This is a genomic window from Sodalis sp. RH20, from assembly GCF_047324205.1.
Classification (GTDB): domain Bacteria; phylum Pseudomonadota; class Gammaproteobacteria; order Enterobacterales; family Enterobacteriaceae; genus Acerihabitans.
The window spans coordinates 3,289,052-3,311,955 of record NZ_CP178733.1 but is presented as its reverse complement, the minus strand read 5'-3'; the positions used below and the strand labels follow the sequence as shown (position 1 = coordinate 3,311,955).

General features: G+C 58.0%; 19 protein-coding genes and 1 tRNA gene. 7 read left to right on the top strand and 13 right to left on the bottom strand.

Annotation, left to right across the window (positions count from 1 at the left end):
• Nucleotides 1–135: 135 nt before the first annotated feature.
• From ACL2XM_RS15325 to tesA, 3 genes are read right to left on the bottom strand one after another with little or no spacing between them, the layout of a single operon-like run.
• Nucleotides 136–993, bottom strand: a complete 858-nt coding sequence (locus ACL2XM_RS15325) for a tetratricopeptide repeat protein (RefSeq protein ID WP_410016151.1) — start codon at nt 991–993, stop codon at nt 136–138.
• A gap of 49 nt (nt 994–1,042) precedes the next feature.
• Nucleotides 1,043–1,819, bottom strand: coding sequence for an SDR family oxidoreductase (locus tag ACL2XM_RS15320; RefSeq protein WP_410016605.1), 777 nt, complete (start codon nt 1,817–1,819; stop codon nt 1,043–1,045).
• 4 nt (nt 1,820–1,823) lie between these two features.
• Complete coding sequence (gene tesA, locus ACL2XM_RS15315; protein WP_410016150.1) at nt 1,824–2,486, bottom strand: multifunctional acyl-CoA thioesterase I/protease I/lysophospholipase L1; 663 nt, start codon at nt 2,484–2,486, stop codon at nt 1,824–1,826.
• Between tesA and ybbA the strand changes: the two genes are divergently transcribed.
• From ybbA to ACL2XM_RS15300, 3 genes are all read left to right on the top strand, one after another.
• Nucleotides 2,454–3,140, top strand: a complete 687-nt coding sequence (gene ybbA / locus ACL2XM_RS15310; RefSeq protein ID WP_410016149.1) for a putative ABC transporter ATP-binding protein YbbA — start codon at nt 2,454–2,456, stop codon at nt 3,138–3,140. The two genes, tesA and ybbA, sit on opposite strands and share 33 nt — an antisense overlap.
• The gene (gene ybbP, locus ACL2XM_RS15305) at nt 3,137–5,569 is read left to right on the top strand and encodes a putative ABC transporter permease subunit YbbP (protein WP_413731185.1); all 2,433 of its coding nucleotides are present in this window, start codon (nt 3,137–3,139) and stop codon (nt 5,567–5,569) included. The genes ybbA and ybbP overlap by 4 nt, the downstream gene beginning before the upstream one ends.
• Before the next feature lie 268 nt (nt 5,570–5,837).
• Nucleotides 5,838–8,069 carry an NADP-dependent isocitrate dehydrogenase gene (locus tag ACL2XM_RS15300; protein ID WP_410016147.1) on the top strand — a complete coding sequence of 744 codons (2,232 nt, stop codon included), beginning with the start codon at nt 5,838–5,840 and terminating at the stop codon, nt 8,067–8,069.
• Between the two features lie 220 nt (nt 8,070–8,289).
• On the opposite strand, the gene purK is transcribed toward ACL2XM_RS15300, so the two are convergent.
• The 4 genes from purK to ppiB all read right to left on the bottom strand — a co-directional run bounded on the left by purK (nt 8,290) and on the right by ppiB (nt 11,259).
• Nucleotides 8,290–9,366: a 5-(carboxyamino)imidazole ribonucleotide synthase gene (gene purK, locus ACL2XM_RS15295; RefSeq protein ID WP_413731184.1), complete on the bottom strand. Its 1,077-nt coding sequence runs from the start codon at nt 9,364–9,366 to the stop codon at nt 8,290–8,292.
• Nucleotides 9,363–9,872 carry a 5-(carboxyamino)imidazole ribonucleotide mutase gene (gene purE, locus ACL2XM_RS15290; protein ID WP_413722273.1) on the bottom strand — a complete coding sequence of 170 codons (510 nt, stop codon included), beginning with the start codon at nt 9,870–9,872 and terminating at the stop codon, nt 9,363–9,365. The genes purK and purE overlap by 4 nt, the downstream gene beginning before the upstream one ends.
• A gap of 157 nt (nt 9,873–10,029) precedes the next feature.
• On the bottom strand, nt 10,030–10,755 hold the full coding sequence (locus ACL2XM_RS15285; protein WP_413731183.1) for a UDP-2,3-diacylglucosamine diphosphatase: 726 nt from the start codon (nt 10,753–10,755) through the stop codon (nt 10,030–10,032).
• Nucleotides 10,756–10,764: 9 nt separating this feature from the next.
• Entirely contained in the window at nt 10,765–11,259 is a 495-nt protein-coding gene (ppiB, locus tag ACL2XM_RS15280) for a peptidylprolyl isomerase B (protein WP_410016143.1), read from the bottom strand.
• Nucleotides 11,260–11,549: 290 nt separating this feature from the next.
• Here ppiB and cysS point away from each other — a divergent pair, with 290 nt between their 5' ends.
• Complete coding sequence (gene cysS / locus ACL2XM_RS15275; protein ID WP_413731182.1) at nt 11,550–12,935, top strand: cysteine--tRNA ligase; 1,386 nt, start codon at nt 11,550–11,552, stop codon at nt 12,933–12,935.
• Between the two features lie 174 nt (nt 12,936–13,109).
• Here the strand turns inward: cysS and ybcJ are convergent, their stop codons facing one another.
• Entirely contained in the window at nt 13,110–13,322 is a 213-nt protein-coding gene (ybcJ, locus tag ACL2XM_RS15270; RefSeq protein WP_410016141.1) for a ribosome-associated protein YbcJ, read from the bottom strand.
• A gap of 12 nt (nt 13,323–13,334) precedes the next feature.
• The gene (gene folD, locus ACL2XM_RS15265; RefSeq protein ID WP_410016140.1) at nt 13,335–14,198 is read right to left on the bottom strand and encodes a bifunctional methylenetetrahydrofolate dehydrogenase/methenyltetrahydrofolate cyclohydrolase FolD; all 864 of its coding nucleotides are present in this window, start codon (nt 14,196–14,198) and stop codon (nt 13,335–13,337) included.
• Between the two features lie 185 nt (nt 14,199–14,383).
• Here folD and ACL2XM_RS15260 point away from each other — a divergent pair.
• Nucleotides 14,384–14,460 (top strand) — tRNA-Arg (locus tag ACL2XM_RS15260).
• Between the two features lie 271 nt (nt 14,461–14,731).
• On the opposite strand, the gene ACL2XM_RS15255 is transcribed toward ACL2XM_RS15260, so the two are convergent.
• The gene (locus tag ACL2XM_RS15255; RefSeq protein ID WP_413722274.1) at nt 14,732–14,917 is read right to left on the bottom strand and encodes a hypothetical protein; all 186 of its coding nucleotides are present in this window, start codon (nt 14,915–14,917) and stop codon (nt 14,732–14,734) included.
• A gap of 172 nt (nt 14,918–15,089) precedes the next feature.
• On the opposite strand from ACL2XM_RS15255, the gene ACL2XM_RS15250 reads away from it, so the two are divergent.
• Nucleotides 15,090–15,611, top strand: coding sequence for a hypothetical protein (locus ACL2XM_RS15250; RefSeq protein ID WP_413722275.1), 522 nt, complete (start codon nt 15,090–15,092; stop codon nt 15,609–15,611).
• A gap of 760 nt (nt 15,612–16,371) precedes the next feature.
• A complete protein-coding gene (locus ACL2XM_RS15245) occupies nt 16,372–16,938 on the top strand; it encodes a hypothetical protein (RefSeq protein ID WP_413723590.1) in 567 nt (188 codons plus the stop codon).
• A 23-nt stretch (nt 16,939–16,961) separates the two neighbouring features.
• Here the strand turns inward: ACL2XM_RS15245 and ACL2XM_RS15240 are convergent, their stop codons facing one another.
• The 3 genes from ACL2XM_RS15240 to ACL2XM_RS15230 form a co-directional block, all read right to left on the bottom strand.
• Nucleotides 16,962–20,054 (bottom strand): efflux RND transporter permease subunit, encoded by a 3,093-nt coding sequence (locus tag ACL2XM_RS15240; protein ID WP_413722277.1) that lies wholly within the window; start codon nt 20,052–20,054, stop codon nt 16,962–16,964.
• A gap of 10 nt (nt 20,055–20,064) precedes the next feature.
• The gene (locus tag ACL2XM_RS15235) at nt 20,065–21,141 is read right to left on the bottom strand and encodes an efflux RND transporter periplasmic adaptor subunit (protein ID WP_413723406.1); all 1,077 of its coding nucleotides are present in this window, start codon (nt 21,139–21,141) and stop codon (nt 20,065–20,067) included.
• A 261-nt stretch (nt 21,142–21,402) separates the two neighbouring features.
• Nucleotides 21,403–22,836 (bottom strand): alpha/beta hydrolase, encoded by a 1,434-nt coding sequence (locus ACL2XM_RS15230; protein ID WP_413723407.1) that lies wholly within the window; start codon nt 22,834–22,836, stop codon nt 21,403–21,405.
• Between the last annotated feature and the right edge of the window lie 68 nt (nt 22,837–22,904).

The window sequence follows — 22,904 nt, the reverse complement described above, 5'->3', positions numbered from 1 at the left end:
ACACTAATGTAATAGTACGCTTTTGCCGGGGCAAAGACGCGCCAAGCGGGGGGAATCAGTGACACAGGCACGCATTTCATGCGCGCCCGGCGGCATAAGCAGAGTGTAGCCGGGCGCCATTGGCCCGGGGAACCCTTAGTAGAGCAGGGAATAAAGCTGGCGGCGGTATTTGGCGGCTAAGGCATCGCCGGTGCCGAGCGCGGCCAGGATATCCATCAGGGTCTTGCGCGCATCGCCGTTGGCGGCGGCAAGATCTTTACGCAAATGGCCGATGAGCAGTTCCAGCGCTTCTTCATTGCGGCCGACCTGGTGTAATTGCAGCGCCAGTTGCACCGCTAGCCCCGCGTCCGCCGGGGCGTTTTGCACCTGCTGTTGCAGCAACTGTATTTCCGGCGTATCCGCCGCCTGCTTCATCAGTTCGATTTGCGCCATCAGGCCCTGGTAGCGCGTGTCCTTATCCTGCAGCGGAAAAACCGCCAACACGGCTTCGGCATCCTCGGTGCGCTTGAGCTGAATATAGGTTTCCGCCAACAGCAGGCCCGCCTCGCTGGATTTGTCACTCAGCTGCCAGGCTTCCTTGAGCAGGGGCAGCGCTTCGGCATACTGTCCTTGCTGCATCAGGTCGCTGGCCTCGGTCATTTTCAGCTGAGCCGGATCGGGCAGGGCGCGCAGCAGCAGTTCGCGAATCGCCTCTTCGGGCTGCGGTCCCTGAAAACCATCCAGCGGCTGCCCGTCTTTGAACAGATAGAGCGTCGGGATGGCGCGCAAGCCGAACTGGGCGGCGAGCGCCTGCTGGGCGTCGCAATCCACTTTGGCCAGGACGAACTGCCCGGCGAATTCCTGCGCCAGTTTATCGATAACCGGGGTCATCTGCTGGCAATGCGGGCTGCGTTCCGACCAGAAATAGAACAGCACCGGCTGCGACATGGACAGTTCGAGCGTCTGCTGTAGGTTTGCTTCGTTAATATCAATAATGGTGGCTTGAGCTAACATGAAATTCTCTCTCCCGTTTTAGCACTATATTGGGGCATCTTTCCCCGCCTCAATGGCTGGCGCGTAAAATCATATCCAGGCAACGGCCCGGCAGCCAACGGCGCAGCAGGGACAAACCGCTGGCGACCAGGGTCACCGGATAACGCAATCGGGGGCGTGGATGCTCCAAAGCATGACGTAGTTTGGGCAGTATAGCCTCTGGCGGCAATGTAAATCGTGAGGCGATGCCGGGATTGGTCACCGGTTTATCCGCCTGCGACTGGTTTACATTGCGGGTAAAGGCGGTGCTGAGCGGCCCCGGCTCAATCAGGCTCACGCACAGACCGGTGCCGTGCAGTTCCATGCGCAGCGTATCCGACCAGGCTTCCAGGGCAAATTTACTGGCGGCGTAGGCGCCCCGTCCCGGGGTGCTTACCAGCCCCATTACCGAACTGGTCTGGATGATGCGCCCCTCGCCGTGGGGCAGCATGGCCGGCAATAGCCGCTGCGTCAACTGATGGGTGCCGAAAAGATTGCTGGCGAACTGCTGTTCCAACTGGCGGCGGGAAAGGCTTGCCAGCGGTCCGTATACCCCGCATCCGGCATTGTTGAATAAACCGTACAGCCGCTTGCCGCAGAGGTCCAGGATGCGCGCCGACGCGTCGTCGACGCTGCGCTCGTCGTCAAGATCAAGCGCCAGCGTTTCAAACCCGGCGGCGGCCAGGCGGGCGACATCCGCCGGTTTACGGCAGGTCGCCAGCACCCGATAGCCGCGCCGGCGCAGGTCCTGCGCCGCCACCCAGCCGATGCCGCTGGAACAGCCGGTGATAACGACGGTTTTTTGCATAACTTTACCCATTGGCCGCTCCGCCGGAGGCGAAATCATGTTTAAGTAGGGGCAGCAGCCTGGCGGACATCCATTCGGCAATAAAAGGCTGCGCATCCGCGTTGGGATGAATGGCGTCATCCTGCATCCATTGTGGCTTCAGGTACACCTGTTCCATAAAAAAAGGCAATAACGGCACGTTATATTGCTGCGCCAGCGCCGGATAGATGGCGCTGAACGACTCGGTATAGCGCCGGCCGTAATTGGATGGCAGCCGGATTTGCATCAGCAGGGGCTGCGCGCCCGCCGATTTAACCTGTGATATGGCCTTGGCGAGATCGCCGGCGATTGACGGCGGCGGGAAGCCGCGCAGGCCATCGTTACCGCCCAGCTCAATCACGACCCAGCGCGGCTTGTGCAGCGCCAGCAGGCCCGGCAGGCGCGCCAGTCCTTGTGTCGCGGTGTCGCCGCTGATGCTGCCGTTGACGACGCGGATATTGTCCGACTCCTTGCGCCAGCGATCGTTAAGCAGGGACGGCCAGGCCTGCGTCGCCGGCATCCGGTAGCCGGCACTAAGACTATCGCCCAAAATCAATAAGGTGTCTGCGGCGTTTGCACGTACACTCAATAACGCCATCAGGAAAAGGAAGAGAAAATGCCCGCGGAAAACGTTCTTGAAGTTCATCATCTTAATAAACACGTCGGTCAGGGAGAAAACCAGATCTCCATCCTTACCGGAGTTGAGCTGCTTGTCAAACCCGCCCAGACAATTGCCCTGATCGGCGAATCCGGATCCGGCAAGTCGACCTTGCTCGGCATTCTGGCCGGCTTGGACGACGGCAGTGAAGGGGAGGTGCGTTTATTGGGGCAACCACTGGCGTCGCTCGACGAAGAGGCACGCGCCAGGCTACGGGCCAAAAGCATCGGTTTTGTCTTCCAGTCGTTTATGCTGGTGCCCACCCTGACCGCGTTGGAAAATGTGCAACTGCCCGCCCTGCTGCGCGGCGAAAACGAACGTCAAAGCCGGGAGCAAGCGCTGGAACTGTTGGATAAGCTTGGCCTGGCGCGGCGCCTGGGACACCTGCCCGCCCAGCTTTCCGGCGGCGAGCAGCAGCGCGTGGCGCTGGCCCGCGCGTTCAGCGGCCGCCCGCAGGTGCTGTTTGCCGATGAGCCGACGGGCAACCTGGATCGTAAAACCGGCGATCGTATTGCCGATCTGCTGTTCTCGCTTAACCGGGACAACGCCACCACGCTTATCCTGGTCACGCATGATACGCAGCTGGCGGCGCGCTGTGAACGACGCCTGCGCCTGCAGGACGGTCAATTGCTGGAGGTGGCATGATCGGTCGCTGGTTCTGGCGTGAATGGCGTTCACCGTCGCTGCTGATTGTCTGGCTGGCCATGACGTTGTCCGTTGCCTGCGTGCTGGCGCTGGGCAATATCAGCGACCGCATGCAAAAAGGGCTCGGCGAGCAAAGCCGCGAATTCCTGGCCGCCGACCGGGTATTACGCGCGTCGGGTCCGGTGGCCGAGGGCTGGCTGCAGCAGGCCGCGAATGGCGGCCTGGCCGTAAGCCGGCAGATCCGCTTTATGACCATGACTTTCGCTGGCGATAATGCGCAACTGGCCGATGTCACGGCCACCGACGCCCTCTATCCGCTGTACGGCACGCTGACGACCCGCCCGGCCGGCCTGCGTTCGCAACCGGGGACCGTCCTGGTGGCGCCGCGGCTGATGGCCCTGCTGGGGCTGAAAATCGGCGATCCGCTCGATGTGGGCGATGCGACGTTGCGCATCGCCGGCGAGCTTATCCAGCAGCCGGACAGCGGTTTTAATCCCTTCCAGACCGCGCCGGCCATCGTCATCAACCTGGCGGATGTGGCCGCCACCGGCGCGGTACAGCCGGGCGGGCGGGTCAGTTGGCGCTATCTGTTTGCCGGCGATCCGCCCGCGCTTGAGCGTTTCGAACGCTACCTGACGCCGAAGCTCGACGCTTCCCAGCGCTGGTACAGCATGGATGATTCCAGCGGCGCGCTGAATTCATCCCTGGAACGATCGCGGTCCTTCCTGGTGCTGTCGGCGCTGCTGACGCTGTTGCTGTCGGTGGCGGCGGTGGCGGTGGCCATGGGGCATTACTGCCGCAGCCGCGGCGATCTGGTGGCGGTGCTGAAAACCCTGGGCGCCGGCAGGCGCGCGCTGATGAAACTGGTGGTCGGCCAATGGCTCTCGCTGCTGGTCTTCGCCGGCGTCAGCGGCAGTGTGATCGGTTTATTATTTGAAGCGGCCCTGATGCGGATGCTGGCGCCGGTCCTGCCTGCCGAACTGCCGCCCGCCGGCGGCTGGCCGTGGTTATGGTCCCTGGGGGCGCTGGTGGTGATTTCTCTGCTGGTGGGGCTGCGTCCTTATCGTCAGTTGCTGGCAACCCGCCCCCTGCGCGTGCTCAGGCGCGACGCTACCCAAACCTTCTGGCCGCTGCGTATCTATCTGCCGGTAATGCTGATTATCGTGCTGGCCCTGCTGCTGCTCACCGTCGGCGCCAACGGCCTGTTATGGTCGCTGGCCGGCGGCATGGGCGTCCTGTCCCTGCTGCTGGCAGCGGTGGGATGGGGCGCGTTATGGCTGTTGCGTCGCCTGGTGGTCCGGCGTTTGGCGCTGCGCCTGGCGCTGAATCGCCTGCTGCGCCAGCCCTGGATAACGCTGACCCAACTGGCGGCGTTCTCGCTGTCGTTTATGCTGCTGGCGCTGCTGCTGGTGATGCGCGGAGATTTGCTCGATCGCTGGCGGCAGCAGTTGCCGCCGGAAAGCCCTAATTATTTTTTGCTGAACATGACCGGCGATCAGGTGCCGCAGGTCAGGGACTTTCTGCAGCGCAACGGGGTAGCGCCAGGCACCTTTTACCCGATCATCCGCGCCCGGCTGACGGAAATTAATCACCAAAAAGCCACCGACCTGATCCATGAGAACGATGCGGGCGGACGGACGGTAAACCGCGAGCTGAACCTGACCTGGCTGGAGCAAAAGCCCGATCACAACCTGCTGGTGGCGGGCGTTTGGCCGCCGGGGCCGGGGGAAGTCTCCATGGAACAGCAGGTAGCCGACCAGCTCAAGCTCAAGCTTGGCGATACGCTCACCTTTACCGGCGATACCCAATCCTTCAGCGCCCGGATCACCAGCCTGCGCAAGGTGGACTGGGAAAGCCTGCGGCCGAATTTTTTCTTTATTTTTCCTCCGGGCGCCCTGGACGGCCAGCCGCAAACCTGGCTGACCAGTTTCCGTTATCAGGGCCCCGCGGCTTTTCCGGCACAGCTAAACCGCCAGTTTCCCACGCTCAGCCTGCTGGATATCGGTGCCATTCTGGGACAGATCGGCCAGGTTCTGCAACAGGTCAGCCGGGCGCTGGAAATCATGGTGATACTGGTATTACTGTGCGGCGGGCTGCTGCTGTTGGCGCAGGTACAGGTCGGCATGCGCCAGCGCCAGCAGGAATTGGTGGTCTATCGCACGCTTGGCGCCGGGAAAACGCTGCTGCGGGCCACGCTGTGGTATGAGTTTGCATTATTGGGACTGGTATCCGGCGTGGTGGCGGCGGCGGGCGCGGAGGTGGCCCTGGGGCTGTTGCAGCGTAAAGTGTTCGATTTTCCCTGGGAGCCGGATTATCGCCTGTGGTGGATGGTTCCGCTGTGCGGCGCGCTCTTGCTTTCCGCCTGCGGCACCGTGCTGGGGCAGCGCCTGCTGGGGAAAAAAGGCGCTCACCGGCAATATCAGGGCTAATTTTTACAATATGTGAACATTAATGAAACAATTGATGTTCAACAGAGTGACAACCCGGTTGACAGTTACCGGCCGTCTACTGCACAGTAACGGCCTGGTACACCATCATTCCGCAGACCCACTCTGCCCAACTGAAGCACCTGGAAGTGTTTCCCGGAAATCGTTTTTTTCCGCCTATGCTCCCGGATGGTGCCGACGGTGAACGCAACGGTCCCGCACTCTTCAAGATAGTTGCAATCGCTATGATATAGAGGAGTTAACGTAATAAATGTCCACAACCTCGAAGATCGTCTATACGCTTACTGATGAAGCCCCGGCCCTGGCCACCTATTCCCTGCTGCCGATCATCAGGGCGTTCACCCAATCCCTGGGCATCGCGGTGGAAACGCGCGATATCTCGCTGGCCGGGCGCATCATCGCCAACTTCCCGGAATACCTTAACGAAAATCAAAAAATCGCCGATCACCTGGCCGAGCTTGGCCAACTGGCCGTCACCCCCGAAGCCAATATTATAAAATTACCCAATATCAGCGCTTCGCTGCCGCAGCTGAAAGCGGCCATCAAGGAACTGCAACAGCAGGGCTACAAGGTGCCGGACTATGTGGATGAACCCGCCACGGACGCCGAAAAAGAAGCCAATGCCCGTTACGATAAAATCAAAGGCAGCGCGGTAAACCCAGTGCTGCGCGAAGGTAACTCCGATCGCCGCGCGCCGCTGTCGGTGAAAAATTATGCCCGCAAGCATCCGCACCGGATGGGCGCCTGGTCCGCCGACTCAAAATCCCACGTTGCCCATATGAGCGACGGCGATTTTTACGGCAGCGAAAAATCCGCACTGATTGCCGATAACGGCAGCGTAAAAATCGAGCTGGTGGGCAAAGACGGCGCGGTACAGGTACTGAAAGCCAAAACCGCCGTGAATGCCGGTGAGATTATCGACGCGTCGGTGATGAGTAAAAAGGCGCTGCGCCGCTTTATCGCCGAACAGCTTGAGGATGCCAAAAAACAGGGCGTGCTGCTGTCGGTGCATCTGAAAGCCACCATGATGAAAGTCTCCGACCCCATCATCTTCGGCCAGTTTGTCGCTGAGTATTACCAGGATGTGCTGGAGCGCTACGCGGACGAACTCAAACCGCTGGGCATTGATGTCAATAACGGCATCGGCGATCTGTACGCCAAGATCAAGGCGCTGCCCGCCGACCGCCAGCAGGAAATCGAACAGGCCATCCAGGCGTTGTACCAGGTGCGGCCGCAGTTGGCCATGGTCAATTCCGACAAAGGCATCACCAATCTGCATGTGCCGAGCGATGTCATTGTCGACGCCTCGATGCCGGCGATGATCCGCGACTCCGGCAAGATGTGGGGCGCCGACGGCAAGCTGCATGATACCAAGGCGGTGATCCCGGATCGCTGCTACGCAGGCGTATACCAGGTGGTGATCGACGATTGCAAACGGCACGGCGCCTTCGATCCGACCACCATGGGCAGCGTGCCCAACGTGGGCCTGATGGCGCAAAAGGCCGAGGAATACGGCTCGCATGATAAAACTTTCCAGATCAAACAGGACGGTGTAGTCAAGGTTACCGACGAGCAGGGCAACGTGCTGCTGGAACAATCCGTCGAGGCCGGCGATATCTGGCGCATGTGCCAGGCCAAGGATCTGCCTATCCAGGATTGGGTGAAACTGGCGGTTAACCGCGCCCGTGAATCCAATACTCCGGCCATCTTCTGGCTTGACCCGGCCCGCGCCCATGACGCGCAAATGATCCGCAAGGTGGAGCGTTACCTGAAGGATCACGATGTCAGCGGGCTGGATATTCGCATTATGTCGCCGGAAGAAGCGACCCAGTTCTCCATCGATCGCATCCGCCAGGGCAAGGACACCATCTCGGTGACCGGCAACGTGCTGCGCGACTACCTGACCGATCTGTTCCCGATCATGGAATTGGGCACCAGCGCCAAGATGCTGTCCATCGTGCCGCTGATGAGCGGTGGCGGCCTGTTTGAAACCGGCGCCGGCGGCTCGGCGCCAAAACATGTCCAGCAGTTCCTGCAGGAAAACCACCTGCGCTGGGATTCCCTGGGCGAGTTCCTGGCGCTGGCGGCGTCCCTGGACCATGTGGGCAGCACCCGCGCCAACGCCAAGGCGAAAATTTTGGCGAAAACGCTCGATCAGGCCAACGGTAAATTCCTGGATACCAACAAATCGCCTTCGCGTAAAACCGGCGAGCTGGACAATCGCGGCAGCCATTTCTACCTGGCGCTGTATTGGGCGCAGGCGCTGGCGGGGCAGGATGAGGATGCCGAGCTGCGCGATCAGTTTGCCCCCTTGGCGAAAACCCTTGCCGAACACGAAGGCCAGATTGTCGCCGAGTTAAACCAGGTGCAGGGCAAGGCGGTTGATATCGGCGGGTATTATCATCCGTCGCCGGAATTGGCCAGCCGGGCCATGTGCCCAAGCGCCACGCTTAATGGCGCGCTGAAAGATTTTATGGTCTGATGCGCAAAGCGTGATGTTATTTGGGGGACAATTTTGCCGGCGGTGTGATGCATGCCGCCTGGGCAACTATTTCATGTGCAAGGCTTAGGTGTCTCCCTGTATTGCCTGCGCCGGGCAATACAGGGGGCGCTCGATGCATGGCCGGCGGAAACCCCACCGGCCTGGCATGAACTTCACCGCCCCCGCCGGGGCCTTTTTAAGTGAGTCTCTCCGCGATCTTTCAGCCCAATTCGGCCAGTTTTTGCCGCGCCCATTCCAGCCCGCTGTAATACTCCACTGGTAGCATTGGAGCGAGATGTTCCAACGCCAGGCTCAGCGCGGCGGGATCGCTATGGTTAAGATTCAGGTGGCCGACCTTACGTCCCGGCCTCACCTCTTTTTCATACCAATGCAGATGGACCAGCGGTTCGGCCAGCCATTCGGTGTTGCAGTCGGTGCCGATAAGATTAACCATCACCGACGGTGCCGTGACGGCGGGTTTAGGCATCGGCAGGCCGAGGATGGCGCGCAGGTGCAGCTCGAACTGGCTGATGGACGCGCCGTTTTGCGTCCAGTGCCCACTGTTGTGCACCCGTGGCGCCAGCTCGTTAATCAACAGATCATCGCCGTCGATAAAACATTCCATCGCCATCACGCCGACATATTTTAGTTCATGCATTATTGCCGAGAGCATGCTCTCGGCCCGGCGCTGCAATCTGTCGTCCGGTCGGGCAAAAACCACGCTGGTGCGCAGGATGCCCTCCTGATGCAGGTTATGCGTCAGCGGATAAAACACCCTGTCGCCGTTATGCCCGCGGGCGCCGATCAGCGAAACTTCGCCGGAAAAGGCGATACCGCGCTCAACGATACAACTGCCGTAGCACTCCTGGGGCAGCGCCGCCTCTTCGCCGGGTACGAGACGCCATTGGCCGCGCCCGTCATAGCCGCCCACGCGCCGCTTGACGATGGCCAGGTCGCCAAAGGAGGCAAACACCTGCGGCCATTGCGCCGCCGCGGTCAGTTCTTCCCAGGGCGCGGTGGCAAGCCTCAGGCTGTCCAGCAGCTGTTTTTGCGTCAGCCGGTCGGCAAGCCGCGGAAAAATATCACGGTTAACAAAGGCATTATGCTGGGCCAGCTCGCGGGTAAGGGGGGTCTGCGGCCAGCGCTCGATCTCAGCGGTAATCACGCTTTGCGCCACCGGCACCGAGCCGGGATCGGCGTCAAGCCCCACCGGGAAGACCGCAATGCCCAGCGGCTCGCCGGCCTGGCGCAGCATGCGCCCAAGCTGGCCGTTGCCCAGGATACAAACCGGTTTCATGCTTCCTCCCGCGGATCGGGATGCGCCAGCACCTCGTCAGTCTGCGCCACACGCCAGGCCGCCAGCCGGGCGGATAATTCCCGATCGTGCAACGCCAGGATCTGCGCCGCCAGCAGTGCGGCGTTGGCCGCGCCGGCCTTGCCGATCGCCAGGGTACCCACCGGCACGCCGCGCGGCATCTGGACAATGGAATAGAGGCTGTCGACGCCGCTTAATGCCGCGCTCTGCACCGGCACGCCAAGTACCGGCACCAGCGTTTTTGCCGCCAGCATGCCGGGCAGATGGGCGGCACCGCCCGCGCCGGCGATAATCACTTCAAACCCGGCGGCGGATGCCTGTTCAGCAAAGCGGAAGAGCTTGTCGGGGGTGCGATGCGCCGAGACGATCTCCACATGACAGGCAAGCTGCAGCGTGGCGAGAATGTCAGCGGCGAATTGCATCGTGGCCCAGTCGCTTTTGGACCCCATGACGATGGCGATTTTTGCCGGGGCAAGATTGGATTGCATGCGCGTGGTGCTCCTGTAAATGTTGCCGACCGCTCTCCCACAGCCTGCGCCGCAATGCGTCCGCGCAGGCTATCAGAAAGAAGAGGGCGTAGAGCATATCATGTGCGCCTGGAGAGGAAAACGGTTGCGTGGCCGCCGGCGCTATAAATTGCGCCGCTTAATCGAAGGGGAACTCAATCAGCTCGACGCTGGTCCCGGTGACCCGGATCATCGACCCCTGAAGATGCCAGGCGCCCAGTACCGCACGATGGGCGATGCCCGCCGCGGTCTGCACGGCATGGATCGCCGGCCGGTGGGTATGGCCATGGATCATCCAATCGGTCCCATGTCGCGCAAGCGCGGCGGTAACCGCCTCTTGGCTGACGTCCATAATCGTCTGGGATTTCGTCATATTGGCGCGCTGGCTGCTGGCCCGCATCCGTCCGGCAATGCGCAGGCGCCATCTCAGCGGCAGCGCCAGGAACAGGCGCTGCAGCCAACGTTGATTGATCCGCCGGCGGTAGCGTTGATAAGCCTGATCATCGGTACACAGCGTATCGCCGTGCAGGACCAGCACCGACCGGCCGTACAGGGTAAGCAGTTGTTCTTCCGGCAGCAGCGTCATGCCGCTGGCGGCGGCAAAATCCCGGCCCAGCAGGAAATCCCGGTTGCCGTGAATAAAAAAACAGGGTATTCCCCGAAGCGCCAGCGCATTCAGCGCCGCGGCTATCTCACCGTGCAGCGGGGAAGGGTCGTCATCGCCAATCCAGGCTTCGAACAAATCGCCCAGGATATAGAGCGCGTCGGCGTGGACGGCCTGCCGTTGCAAAAAATGCAGAAAACCGGCGGTAATCGCCGGTTCCTGGACGCTAAGATGAATATCCGCAACAAACAGGGTTGCCATGGCAACGATTTATTCGTCTACGGTCACGCCGGTTATGATCACATCTTCTTTCGGTACATCCTGATGCGGGCCGCTGTTGCCGGTCGCCACGTTTTTAATCTTATCGACGACATCCATACCGTCGGTTACTTCGGCGAAAACGCAATATCCCCAACCGTCCGGGCGTTCGGAACGGAAGTTCAGGAAGTCGTTATCCACCAGGTTAATAAAGAATTGCGCGGTGGCGGAATGCGGATCGTTGGTGCGGGCCATGGCCAGGGTGCCGCGATTGTTCTTCAGGCCATTGTTGGCTTCGTTTTTCACGGTGGCGCGGGTTTTTTTCTGCGTCATGCCGGGTTCAAAACCGCCGCCCTGGATCATGAAACCATTAATAACGCGATGGAAAATGGTATTATCATAAAAGCCGTCACGGCAATAGGTCAGGAAGTTCTCAACGGTTAACGGCGCTTTGTCGGCGAAGGTCTTAATAACGATATCGCCGTGATTGGTATGAAGAGTGACCATAAATAGTTGTCCTACGAGTCGGTAAAAGAGTTGCTCACACGAAGTGATCAAGCAGACTGGATTTATAACATAAGTCTGCCATGGAGTCAGCATTCACCGCAGCGGATGACCATTTCTGTTATTCTGGCAAGCCAGGCCGTGCTGTTGGCCGGGGATAACCCGCCGTTTGAAAACCAGGGCCCCGTCCTTGCATTACCGACGCCTTCAGGGTTCAATACGCTGTTGGAAAATACCCTGTCTCAACTTGTCGCTATACACACGTACCCGTTAACACCATGGAATGAATGTCGATGCTGAAGATTTATAATACCCTGACACGTCAAAAAGAGGATTTCCAACCCATTCATGCCGGTAAAGTCGGTATGTACGTGTGCGGCATCACCGTTTATGACCTTTGTCATATCGGCCACGGCCGGACGTTTGTCGCCTTCGACGTCGTTACCCGGTACCTGCGTTTTAAAGGTTATGAGGTGAAGTATGTGCGTAACATCACCGATATTGACGACAAGATCATCAAACGGGCCCATGCCAACGATGAAAGCATCGATACGCTTACCGGCCGTATGATCGCTGAAATGCACCGGGACTTCGACAGCCTGAATATTCTGCGTCCGGATGAAGAACCACGCGCGACCCTGCACATGGCCGATATCATCGACATCGTGGCGGTCTTGCTGCAAAAAAACCATGCCTACCAGGCCGCCAACGGCGATGTCATGTTCGCTGTGGACTCCGACCCCACCTATGGCGTGTTATCGCGTCAGGATCTCGAGCAGTTGCAGGCCGGCGCCCGGGTGGATATCGACGATGTCAAACGCAACCCGATGGATTTCGTCTTGTGGAAAATGTCCAAGGAAGGCGAGCCCAGTTGGCCGTCGCCATGGGGACCGGGGCGTCCGGGCTGGCATGTGGAATGCTCGGCCATGAACTGCAAGCATTTGGGCAATCATTTCGATATTCACGGCGGCGGTTCGGACCTGATGTTTCCCCACCACGAAAACGAAATCGCCCAGTCGAGCTGCGCCCACGAAGGGCCTTATGTCAATTATTGGATGCATTCCGGCATGGTGATGGTCGATCGGGAAAAAATGTCCAAATCGCTGGATAACTTTTTTACCGTGCGCGACGTGCTGAAATATTACGATGCGGAAACGGTGCGGTATTTCCTGATGTCCGGCCATTACCGCAGCCAGCTGAATTACAGTGAAGATAATCTCAAACAGGCCAGATCCTCCCTTGAGCGGCTTTACATCGCCCTGCGCGGTACTGATACAGCGGCCGTGCCCGCCGGCGGCGAGTCGTTTGTCGACCAGTTTACCGCCGCCATGGATGATGATTTTAATACGCCGGAAGCGTATTCGGTGTTGTTCGAGATGGCCCGCGAAGTCAATCGCCTGAAAGTGGAAAACCCGCCTGCGTCGCTCGGGCTGGCGGCGGCGCTGCGCCGGTTGGCGAATGTCCTGGGCTTGCTGGAACAAGATCCCGAGCAGTTCCTGCAAAACGGCGCCCGGGTGGATATCAGTGAAACCGAACAGATCGAGGCGCTGATCAAGCAACGTAACGATGCGCGCAACAATAAACAGTGGCAACTGGCGGACGAGGCCCGCGCAAAACTGACCGAACTGGGCATCGTATTGGAAGACGGCGCCGGCGGCACTATCTGGCGGCGTGGATAATAGCGCCGCGTTGCCGGGGCTGAAGGCGGGTTTGCGCCGCGGCATGCGCCGGCTACAAGCGTTGTGTCTTACGGCTGTGGATACGGCAAGGGCGCGGTTCTTCCGCGCCCTTGTCGTTTATAGCGCCTCACGCCCCGGCGGCATACGGATATCCTGCGCCGGGCCGATAGCGGTTTATTCGACGACTTTCACCACCTGTCCTAAAAATTCCACCTGCTGCCCGGTGACGATCTTGCATCGCTTGCGGGTTTCCATCGCACCGTTGACCTTGACCTGCTGACCATAAATGGCGGTTTTAGCCGCCGCGCCGCTGTGACACCAACCCTGAATCTTCAGTAAATCGCACAGTTCAATGTACGGATGGCCGTCAAGTGAGAAAGTTTCCATCGTGTTCCGCCGTTAAGATGCTGTATCGTGAAAGTCTTCACATGCCTGCAAAGTGTTTTGAATAAGGGTCGCGACCGTCATAGGACCGACGCCGCCGGGTACCGGCGTAATATAGGATGCGCGCTGCGAAGCCGCCTCGAAGGCCACGTCGCCCGCCACCTTGCCGTTGGCAAGACGGCTGATGCCGACATCCAGCACCACGGCACCGGGTTTAATCCATTCGCCGGGAATAAATCCGGGTTTGCCCACCGCCACCACCAGCAAGTCGGCATATTCGATATGACGCTGGAGGTCCCTGGTAAACCGGTGGGTGACGGTGACGGTGCAGCCGGCCAGCAGCAGTTCCAGGCTCATCGGCCGCCCGACGATGTTGGACGCGCCCACCACTACGGCATTCACCCCGAAGGTCTCGATCTGATAACGTTCCAGCAGGGTGATGATGCCGCGTGGGGTGCAGGGCCGCAGCAATGGCGCCCGCTGGCACAGGCGGCCGACATTATAAGGGTGGAATCCGTCCACATCCTTATCCGGCGCAATGCGCTCCAGCACGTTGATATTATCCATGCCCGGAGGCAGCGGCAGTTGCACCAGGATACCATCAATCGTCTTATCGGCATTAAGCGTATCGATAAGCGCCAGCAGTTCGGCCTCGCTGACCGTGCTCGGCAATTCATAGGAGCGGGAGACAAAACCGACATCCTCGCAGGCTTTGCGCTTATTGGCGACGTAGATCTGCGATGCCGGATTTTCCCCGACCAATACCACCGCCAGTCCCGGCGCGCGTTTCCCGACGCTCAGGCGTTGCCGCACCCGCACGGCCACTTCATCCCTGACCTGCTGAGCAATAGTTTTACCATCAATAAGTTTAGCGACCATCAGAATCGGCAATCCATCAGTTTAATCATGCTGAGATGGGGGGTATTTTGGCAGAAGCGTGGCCCGCTGTCAGGCACTGAATGAAATCCTTTTGTTCAGCGAACCACCCGTTGTCATAAAAGCCATTGACTCGACCGGTCCGCTCCGTATAATCCAATCCGCGTTATCCAGCAACTTCCCGCAGTGCGCCCTTAGCTCAGTCGGATAGAGCAACGGCCTTCTAAGCCGTAGGTCACTGGTTCGAATCCAGTAGGGCGTACCATTTGGATTCAAATTGTCTGCTGTGATACGAAACACGCTGCGAATCAATGGACAATACGGGTGCGTGCCGCCACCATAAATTTTGCTTTATACCTGGTAGCGGTTGACCCTTATAGGTTTCCGCATCCCCGCGAGCCACCCCCGATACTGCCCCGCGGTTCAATGAAATCACAGTGCCAGAACCCGTACCGCTATTTTGCGCCATTGATTCTCCCCATTAATAACGGCAAGACTAAATCCAGCCAATGCCACACCGTGGCAATGTATAAAAATTACAGGCAGTCAGCCCACATCAAACTTTCAGCTTCTTGCATGATATCGGGATTATCCCGTCCTGCCGCTAAAGTAACGCTTATGCTTGAAGCCTGCATTCCGATGGCTTGATTTTTTTGTAAAAAACATCTAAAAACATCATGTTGTAATATTTTATTAAACAAAAAGACATGAGTGTTATCCATTTATAGGTGAGCTTATGGATATAATCATTTGATATAAATGTATTTTTAGGTCAGCGGTACTGCGTTTAGGGACGGGTTTTCTTCGGCGCAGAAACTAAAAAATGGGGTATCAACGCGGGTTTGTTAGGAACAGTAAAAGCAATATGCCAGTCTCTGGAATAGGGAGGTAAAATTGTCTGGTAAATCCCGGTGGATAAAATTCATATGTTTTATGTGCCTGATGTCTTGCTTTTCACAAGCATTTGCGAACGATTTGGATCTCTATTCATTAGATACCGCCTCCTTTGCGTATCACATTTATGCCCCGAAGGAGGGGGATAACCAGTACTTTAAGAACCAACTGGTTGCCATAGAAAGAAAAGTGCATAAAAATTCGGATTACAGTTTTTTTGCTGGTACTTTTATCAATAGTGAAAGTAATAGATGCGTATTGCTGGGTATGGGAAAAAACTGGGTAAGGCGCAACCAGTGGAGCTTTGAAGGGCTATACGCCTACGCGGGGGAGTTTGTATTTACGCCCTTTGAGCGTTGTGGCGATGATGGGTTCTACCAGGATATTAAACGGGCAACGGGTATAGGCTTCGCTCCCTATATATATCATGGCGTTAAGTATGATGTGAATAGCCATGTCAGTGTAAGGTCGGGGATTCTTCTGCCTGGTATTGTTATCATGAGCCTACAGTTAAGATTCTAATCGTGATGTTTATCGCGCAGGTTTGGTCGACATCTCCGCGTCATTCAAAATGATGCGGAGGTGTTCATGCGCTGTCCATCGTATCCCAAGATGTTTAATAACCAGGGCTCCCGCCTGAGGTCCGTTTTTTCCGTCGACAACGGCCAAGGCAGGCGGGTTCACCTGCTTTGTCTTGTGCAGGGTGTCCATTCCAGCGACTATTATGACTGGCGGCTACAGCCGCGTTTTTTTATTGGAAAATGTCGATGCGACGGAATAGCCTAATTAAGAAAGGCAAAAGCGTCTCTACGGAAATAACGTAGCGGAAGAGGCTGAATAAGATCCTTTACAATAAATAGGCGACAATGTTAAGCCAAAGAATAAGGCGTTTGCCGTGCTCGAGGCAGACGCTGTCTCCTTTCACCACCCACATAGGTTTTCCTCTTTGCCCATCGGGTTGCCGAGTTCAAAACGCATCCTATACGCAACGGCAACATCACGTTTGCAATAGGTTAACCTTCTACAGAAAACTGCGTTGCCGGTAACGTCTGGCGGCAGATGCACCATCGCGTGCCGCCGGCGAAGACATCGTCTATAATGCCATGGTTTTGATGGTAGGCAGTACAGGATTTTGTGGGTAATATCGTCGGATGTTGCTTGATAATACTGAAAAACCTTTAGGCTTTTAGCCCGTTTGGCGAAACCACTGCGCAGGGCTGTGGCGGCTGTGCTTCACTACCGGCCATAGGTTTTTAACGGCGGTCTGTAAATGATTTTCGGCATGCCAGCCAGCCAGCGGTGCAGCGACAATAAAGATGATTATACTGGTAGCACGACTCTTTTTACTTTGGACACAGCCATGAACAATTATGCACTAATACAAAAGGCCTATGAAGACTATATCATTTCGCGCACACATTATTGGGACCATCTCCATGGCGCTTTACGCGGTTTTGTCCCGGGATTCCTCGACTATTTAGGTATTGAAACAAACCTTTTTTATCTTCCTGATGGGTCTGAAGGAAGTTATATCGCCATCGGCGAGGGGATAAACAAGGAGTTCTTAGTCAAGGACGCCCAAGAATTAAACAAGTCGAAAGAGTTGTCTATCGCTTTTACCATACGCATCGCATTAGAAGACACCAATGATAAAAGCAACAACTCTTATTATTATTTTGCTTGCAAGTTTTTGAAGCGAAATGATAAGTTTTTTTTCTTTTTCACCGATCAAACCATTGGTGAAGTGAATGTGGATGTGAGGGAGGATGAGACCGGGGAGTTTAATCCGGTTTATAAAAAAATAGTAGATAACCTTTTGGATAAGCTGCATACAAGCACCTTAGTATAAAGAAGCGCGTGCCGGAGACTGCGTTATCTTTTCACCCACTCGCGCAGCCGTTGGATGTGCCAATAGAGCGCGGGGATGATAATGATGCCGAGGGCGGTGGCCAACAGCATGCCGCTAAAAACCGTTACCCCGATAATGCGCCGGCTCATCGCGCCGGCGCCGGTTGCCAGCACCAACGGCATGACGCCGAATATAAATGAAATGGCCGTCATCATTACCGCGCGAAAACGTTGGCGGGCGCCGTCCAGGGCCGCGTCGGAAATGCTGGCGCCTTCTTCCCGCCGGGCTTTGGAAAACTCAACGATCAGTATGGCGTTTTTCGCCGCCAGCCCGATCAAAAGCACCAGACCGATCTGGGCGTAGACATCGTTGGCAAAGCCCATGGCAAAAAGCCCCGCCACCGCGCCGGCCATGGCAAACAGCACTGATAACATCACTACCAGCGGAATACTCCAACTTTCATACTGCGCCACCAAGAATAGATAGGCAAAAACCAGTGCGGCGGCGTAGATAAATACCGCCTGCCCGCCGGCATACTGTTCCTGCCAGGACATGCCGCTCCAGGCATAGCCATAACCCGCGGGCAGCGTTTGCCGCACAATCTTTTCCATGACGTTCATCGCCTGGCCCGAGCTTATGCCCTGCGCGGCCGAGCCGTTGACCGTCACCGCCGGAAACTGGTTAAAATTGGCGATAAACGGCGCGCCCAGTACCGGACTCAGACGGACCAGATTTGCCAGCCTCACTAAGGCGCCGCTATCGCTGCGCACGCTGATCTGCCCGATTTGTTCCTGCCGCTGGCGAAAATCCATGTCGTTTTGCAACTGTACGTTAAACATACGGCCGTTATGGGGAAAATCGCCTACGTTCACTCCGCCCATCGCGCTTTGCAGCGTGGTGAAAATGCGGCTCACCGGCACTTGCAGCAGGGCGGCCCGCTCGCGGTCTATACTCAGGCCTACCTCAGGCACCGAGGCGCTGAAGGTGGTAAATACCCGGCTTAGCCGGGGATCCTCGTTGGCGGCCAGGATCACGGCGCCGGCCACCTGTGCCAGCGCCTGCGGTGATTGGCCTTCCAGCGCCTGGATGCGCAAATCGAAGCCGGAGGCGCTGCCCAGGCCGCTGATGGCCGGCGGATTAAACGCCATGATCATCGCCTGGGGTAGGGTGGATAGCTGGGCCTGGATTGTCGGCAACACCTGGTCGACATGCGCGCGTTCGCCCCAGGGTTTCAGCAAGACGAAGGCGAAAGCGGTATTGGGCGCGCCGCCGCCGCTAAGCAGGCTGTAGCCGGTAATTTTAATGACATCCGCGACGGCGGGATTCGCTCGTATCAATTGATATGCCTGGTCCATGACCCGCTGCGTACGGGACAACGAGGCCCCGTCCGGAAGCTGTACGTTAACAAAGAAAAATCCCTGGTCTTCATCAGGCAGGAAAGCGCTGGGCAAGCGGCTATAGCCGAACCAGGTGAGCGCGCCCACCGTCAGTAATATCACCACGCTGATCGCGGCGTGTCGCCCGGTCATCCGGGCGAGGCGGACATAACCGTCGCGAATGGCGTTCAGGCCGCGATTAAAACCGCCAAATATGCCGGTTACCGGCGGTTCGCGCCGTGATAGCAAGACGGCGCACAGTGCCGGGGTGAGGGTGAGGGCGTTGATGCTCGACAAGATGACTGCAGCGGACAGCGTAATGGCGAATTGCCGGTATAGCTCCCCGGTAATGCCGGGCAGGACGGCGATAGGCACAAATACCGCCAGCAGTACCAACGTGGTGGCGATGATGGGACCGGCGATTTGTATCATTGCCTGGCCGGTTGCCGTCGACGGCGTCAGCGTTTCATCCTGCGACATCAGGCGCTCCACGTTTTCCACCACCACAATAGCGTCATCCACCACTACCGTCAGCGCCAGGATAATGGCGAACAAACTGAGGGTGTTGGCGGAGTAACCGAAGATAAACAGCACGGCAAAAGTGCCCAGCAAGGACACCGGTATCGTCAGCGCCACGATAAAGGTCGCACGCAGGCTTTGCAGGAATAAAAAAACCACCGCCAGCACTACCACCAGCGTCAGTCCTAGCGAGATCACGATTTCATCGAGGGTGGCGGTGACCGTGACGGTGGAGTCATATTTAATTTCATAGACCAGGTCCGGCGGGAAGGTGTGCGCCAGCCGCGCCATTTCCGTCCTGACCGCATTGGCCACATTCAGCGCGTTGGAGCCCGGCGCGGCGTACACGCCCATAAAGGCCGCGTCCGTTGAGTTCAGCGCTGAGTTAACCTGGTAATTCTGCGCGCCCAGGTCCACCCGCGCCACATCGCTAAGCCGCACCATGCCGCCTTGGGAATTGGTGCGGATAATGACCTGGGCAAACTGCGCCGCGCCCAGCAGACGTCCCTGGCCGCTGATGGTCAGGGTACGCTGCTGGCCGGAGCTGATGGGCGGCGAGCCGATTTGACCCGCGGCGGCCTGGATATTCTGATCGCGCAAGGCCTGGATGATATCCTGTACGCTGACGTTAAGCGCCTCCATGCGCTGCGGATCCAGCCAGATGCGCATACTGTAATCGCGCGCGCCGAAGATTTGCACGTCGCCGACGCCGTTGATACGGGCGATGGCATCACGGATACGCAGGCTGGTAAAATTACTGACGAACAGATTGTCATGGCTATGCTTAGGCGAAAATACGTTCACGCCCAGCAAAATATTCGAGGAGCGCTTACGTACCGTCACGCCGTTATTATTCACTTCGGCGGGCAGCTGCGCGCTGACCTGGGCAATGCGGTTTTGCACCTCCACCGCCGCCATGTCGGGATCGGTGCCGGTGGCGAAAGTGATATTGAGCTGGTAGCCGCCGCTATTCGCGCTGTTGGATTCCATATAGAGCATATGGCTGACGCCATTGACCTGGGCCTCGATGGGGGAGGCCACGGCTTCGGCCACATCCCGGGCGCTGGCGCCGGGATAAGTGGCGCTGACCGAGACCACCGGCGGCGCGATAGTGGGAAATTGTTCTACCGGTATGACGGTTAAGGCGGTTAGCCCGACAATTGCGGTCACCACCGCGATAACAATAGCGAACTTCGGTCGCCGGATGAAAAAATGCAGCATGGCGCGTCCCTTACCTTGAGGTATCGATTGATGGGGCGGCAAGGGTGGCGTCGACCTCCATGCCAGGCCGTACGCGCTGCAAGCCGTCGACGATAACCCGTTCACCGGCGGTCAATCCTTCTTTAATCTCATATTCCTGCTCAAACTGGCTGCCGGTAACCACCCTACGCACTTCCACCCGCTGGCGGCCGTCGACCACCAGGACAAAAAAACCCTCCCGGTCCTGCTGTAGCGCGGCGATAGGCGCCATGACCACCGGCTGCGCGGGGCCGGCCACCAGCGCGACGTTGACCACGCCCCCGGGCAGCAGCAGATGACGGGGATTGGCAAAACGCGCCCGCACGGTGATGGTGCCGGTCTGGCTGTCAATCTGGTTATCCACCGATTCAAAAACCCCGGGTTCCGCATACTCCTGGCCATTGGCCAATTGCAGGCGGGGGGTATAACCGCTGGCGGACAGATCTTCGGCGTCGCCGGTATGCCGGTAGGCAACGGTGATATAGTCACGTTCATTGATGGCCACCGCCACCCGAATGGGGTCAAGCTGGACGATATGCGCCAGCGCACCGCTCGCCGGGTTGATGAGGCTGCCGGTATTGAAATGACTGTGGCCGATGCGCCCGCCGATGGGCGCAAGGATGCGGGTAAAACCGAGCTGCAGTTCCTGCAGGCGCAGGGTAGCCTGCGCCTGTGACAGCGCCGCGTTGGCGGTGTCCCGCTGCGCCACCGCCGCATCAACATCCGCGCGGCTTACGGATCGCTGTTCCCCCAGGCGCTGTATCCGCGTCAGATTGACCTGGGCGTGCCGCGCGCCGGCATTGGCGCTGTCCACTTGGGCCTGGGCCTGCGCGACCGAGGCCTGGTGCAGGGCGGGATCGATCTCGAATAAGACTTCGCCAGCCGTGACCAATTGTCCGTCGGCGAACTCCCTGCGGGCGATAAACCCTTCGGTGCGGGTCAACACATCCACCGCTTGGATGGCCTCGATGCGCCCCAGGTAATAATGGACGCGCTGCGGCGCCCGTTGCTCAATAATCGCGATGGTAACAGCCGGAGGCGGCGCGGCCGATAACGGCAATATCGTCATGGCGGTGGACAGAAACGCAGCGATATTAAACAACACCACATATTGTTTATTTGACATTATTTCCACACTCATTAATTCATAAGTTATATTTTTGGAAATCGAGATGCTATTCACACTTCACTATTTCATTACACTGGTTATAAAGAGAACGTTAAACTTACCGATAAATAAACGCCGGCTTACCGTTATTACCAATAAAAACTGTTCGCCTGCCGCGGGCGCCGATCAGGTAAAAGGGAATAAGCTTCGCGCTAATCGGTTTTATTGCGCGTCCATAACAATTTTGGCGTTAATCCTTTTCAACATATAGGGATAAAAGGGATTGGACGCGAGCCGCATTAAGGAGTCCAAACCTACTACCAGCACCGCCCTTTCGCCGCGGGCGGCAAACGCGCCCAGACTGATGCCATATTGATCCTTCGGCTGCGGAAAGCGCCCGTAGAGCGAATCGTTCATCGGGAAGGGCAGCGCCACGTGCGAGAGGGAAAAAATATCCGCCGGATACTGAATGCCCAACAGCTCGGTCGACTCTTCCGTCTGGCCGGCGAGCGTAGTGCGCGCCAGCGTATCAAGGCTATCGGAGGAGACATTGGTGACGATGGTGGTGGTATAGCGGCGCGGCGGCGGCGGTAACAGGCGCGACAGCGCCAGGTAGGAGGAGGTGCGGAGCAATGGACCGAAGCTTTCTGCCTGGTTCAAATCGAACAGCACCACTTCGCTGCCGTTCGCGGGCAGATGCTCAAACAGCGCGGTAATCACGGCGCGGGTGCTGACGGTAGAATCCATTACCGACTGGAAAGCCAAGATAGGCGGCAAGGCGTCCAGGCGGTTATTCGCGGCGTCCTGGGTGATCTGCTGCTGTAGCGCGCGTGTCAGCTCAAAGGATTGCCGGCCGCCATTGACCGGAAAAGAGTTATATTTAAACGGGTTAAATTCGGGCACGATACCCAGCCAGGCCGCCTTGGCGAACGCGGGGAACAGGGCCGGCCACCCCGCCACGCCGGCGAAGCGGGCAAAACGGGTTACGCCTATCATGGGCGATAGCAAAATGATCCGTGTTGGTTTCGTCAGGTGCGGATTCTCCAGCGCGTCGAGCGCGTATTTCATGGCCAGCGCTCCGCCGTTGGAAAACCCGACGATATGTAACGGCGCATCGCCGCCTAGCACCCTGGCCTGGCGTACCGCCAGGCGGGTAGCCGCCATCCAGTCTTCCCATCGCACATCGGTCAGCGCGCCGGGCACCGTGCCGTGCGCGGGCATACGGATGCCGATGGCCACAAAACCCTGCCGGCGGTAGCTTTCCGCGATATGGCGCAGGCTATAAGGCGTGTCGGTCAGGCCGTGCAGCAATACCACCGCCCCCTTGGGCGTTCCCTCCGGCATCAATATATAAGAACGGTTCCAGTTAGTGGCAAACCGATCGGGGAAAATCGGGCTGCCGGAAAAATAGCGGTTTAAGGGTGTCTGCTGGCTGATATCCAGTTTATCCGTTACATTTTCCCGCACGGACTGGAAGAGTTTATTCTCGGCGGCGATATAATCGGCCCAGGTCGCCTTATCAATCTCATCGGCGTGCATATCCTGTGGCACGTACGTGTGCCACAGCTGGAGTTCCGGACCGCGTTCGGTCTCATAGATCCTGATGGCAAACGCAGCGAGACCGAGAATAACCGCAACCATGAGCAAACGGACCATCCATCGGCGGAACATGCGCAAAAGCATAATGATAACTCCCTATAAAACGACATCGCCCCGGCAGTGGG

Bases quoted from the DNA above. Each gene is read 5' to 3' on its own strand.
- ACL2XM_RS15325 (WP_410016151.1), bottom strand. From the start codon at position 993: ATGTTAGCTCAAGCCACCATTATTGATATTAACGAAGCAAACCTACAG.
- ACL2XM_RS15320 (WP_410016605.1), bottom strand. From the start codon at position 1,819: ATGCAAAAAACCGTCGTTATCACCGGCTGTTCCAGCGGCATCGGCTGG.
- ybbA (WP_410016149.1), top strand. From the start codon at position 2,454: ATGCCCGCGGAAAACGTTCTTGAAGTTCATCATCTTAATAAACACGTC.
- tesA (WP_410016150.1), bottom strand. From the start codon at position 2,486: ATGATGAACTTCAAGAACGTTTTCCGCGGGCATTTTCTCTTCCTTTTC.
- ybbP (WP_413731185.1), top strand. From the start codon at position 3,137: ATGATCGGTCGCTGGTTCTGGCGTGAATGGCGTTCACCGTCGCTGCTG.
- ACL2XM_RS15300 (WP_410016147.1), top strand. From the start codon at position 5,838: ATGTCCACAACCTCGAAGATCGTCTATACGCTTACTGATGAAGCCCCG.
- purK (WP_413731184.1), bottom strand. From the start codon at position 9,366: ATGAAACCGGTTTGTATCCTGGGCAACGGCCAGCTTGGGCGCATGCTG.
- purE (WP_413722273.1), bottom strand. From the start codon at position 9,872: ATGCAATCCAATCTTGCCCCGGCAAAAATCGCCATCGTCATGGGGTCC.
- ACL2XM_RS15285 (WP_413731183.1), bottom strand. From the start codon at position 10,755: ATGGCAACCCTGTTTGTTGCGGATATTCATCTTAGCGTCCAGGAACCG.
- ppiB (WP_410016143.1), bottom strand. From the start codon at position 11,259: ATGGTCACTCTTCATACCAATCACGGCGATATCGTTATTAAGACCTTC.
- cysS (WP_413731182.1), top strand. From the start codon at position 11,550: ATGCTGAAGATTTATAATACCCTGACACGTCAAAAAGAGGATTTCCAA.
- ybcJ (WP_410016141.1), bottom strand. From the start codon at position 13,322: ATGGAAACTTTCTCACTTGACGGCCATCCGTACATTGAACTGTGCGAT.
- folD (WP_410016140.1), bottom strand. From the start codon at position 14,198: ATGGTCGCTAAACTTATTGATGGTAAAACTATTGCTCAGCAGGTCAGG.
- ACL2XM_RS15255 (WP_413722274.1), bottom strand. From the start codon at position 14,917: ATGGATAACACTCATGTCTTTTTGTTTAATAAAATATTACAACATGAT.
- ACL2XM_RS15245 (WP_413723590.1), top strand. From the start codon at position 16,372: ATGCCAGCCAGCCAGCGGTGCAGCGACAATAAAGATGATTATACTGGT.
- ACL2XM_RS15240 (WP_413722277.1), bottom strand. From the start codon at position 20,054: ATGCTGCATTTTTTCATCCGGCGACCGAAGTTCGCTATTGTTATCGCG.
- ACL2XM_RS15235 (WP_413723406.1), bottom strand. From the start codon at position 21,141: ATGACGATATTGCCGTTATCGGCCGCGCCGCCTCCGGCTGTTACCATC.
- ACL2XM_RS15230 (WP_413723407.1), bottom strand. From the start codon at position 22,836: ATGGTCCGTTTGCTCATGGTTGCGGTTATTCTCGGTCTCGCTGCGTTT.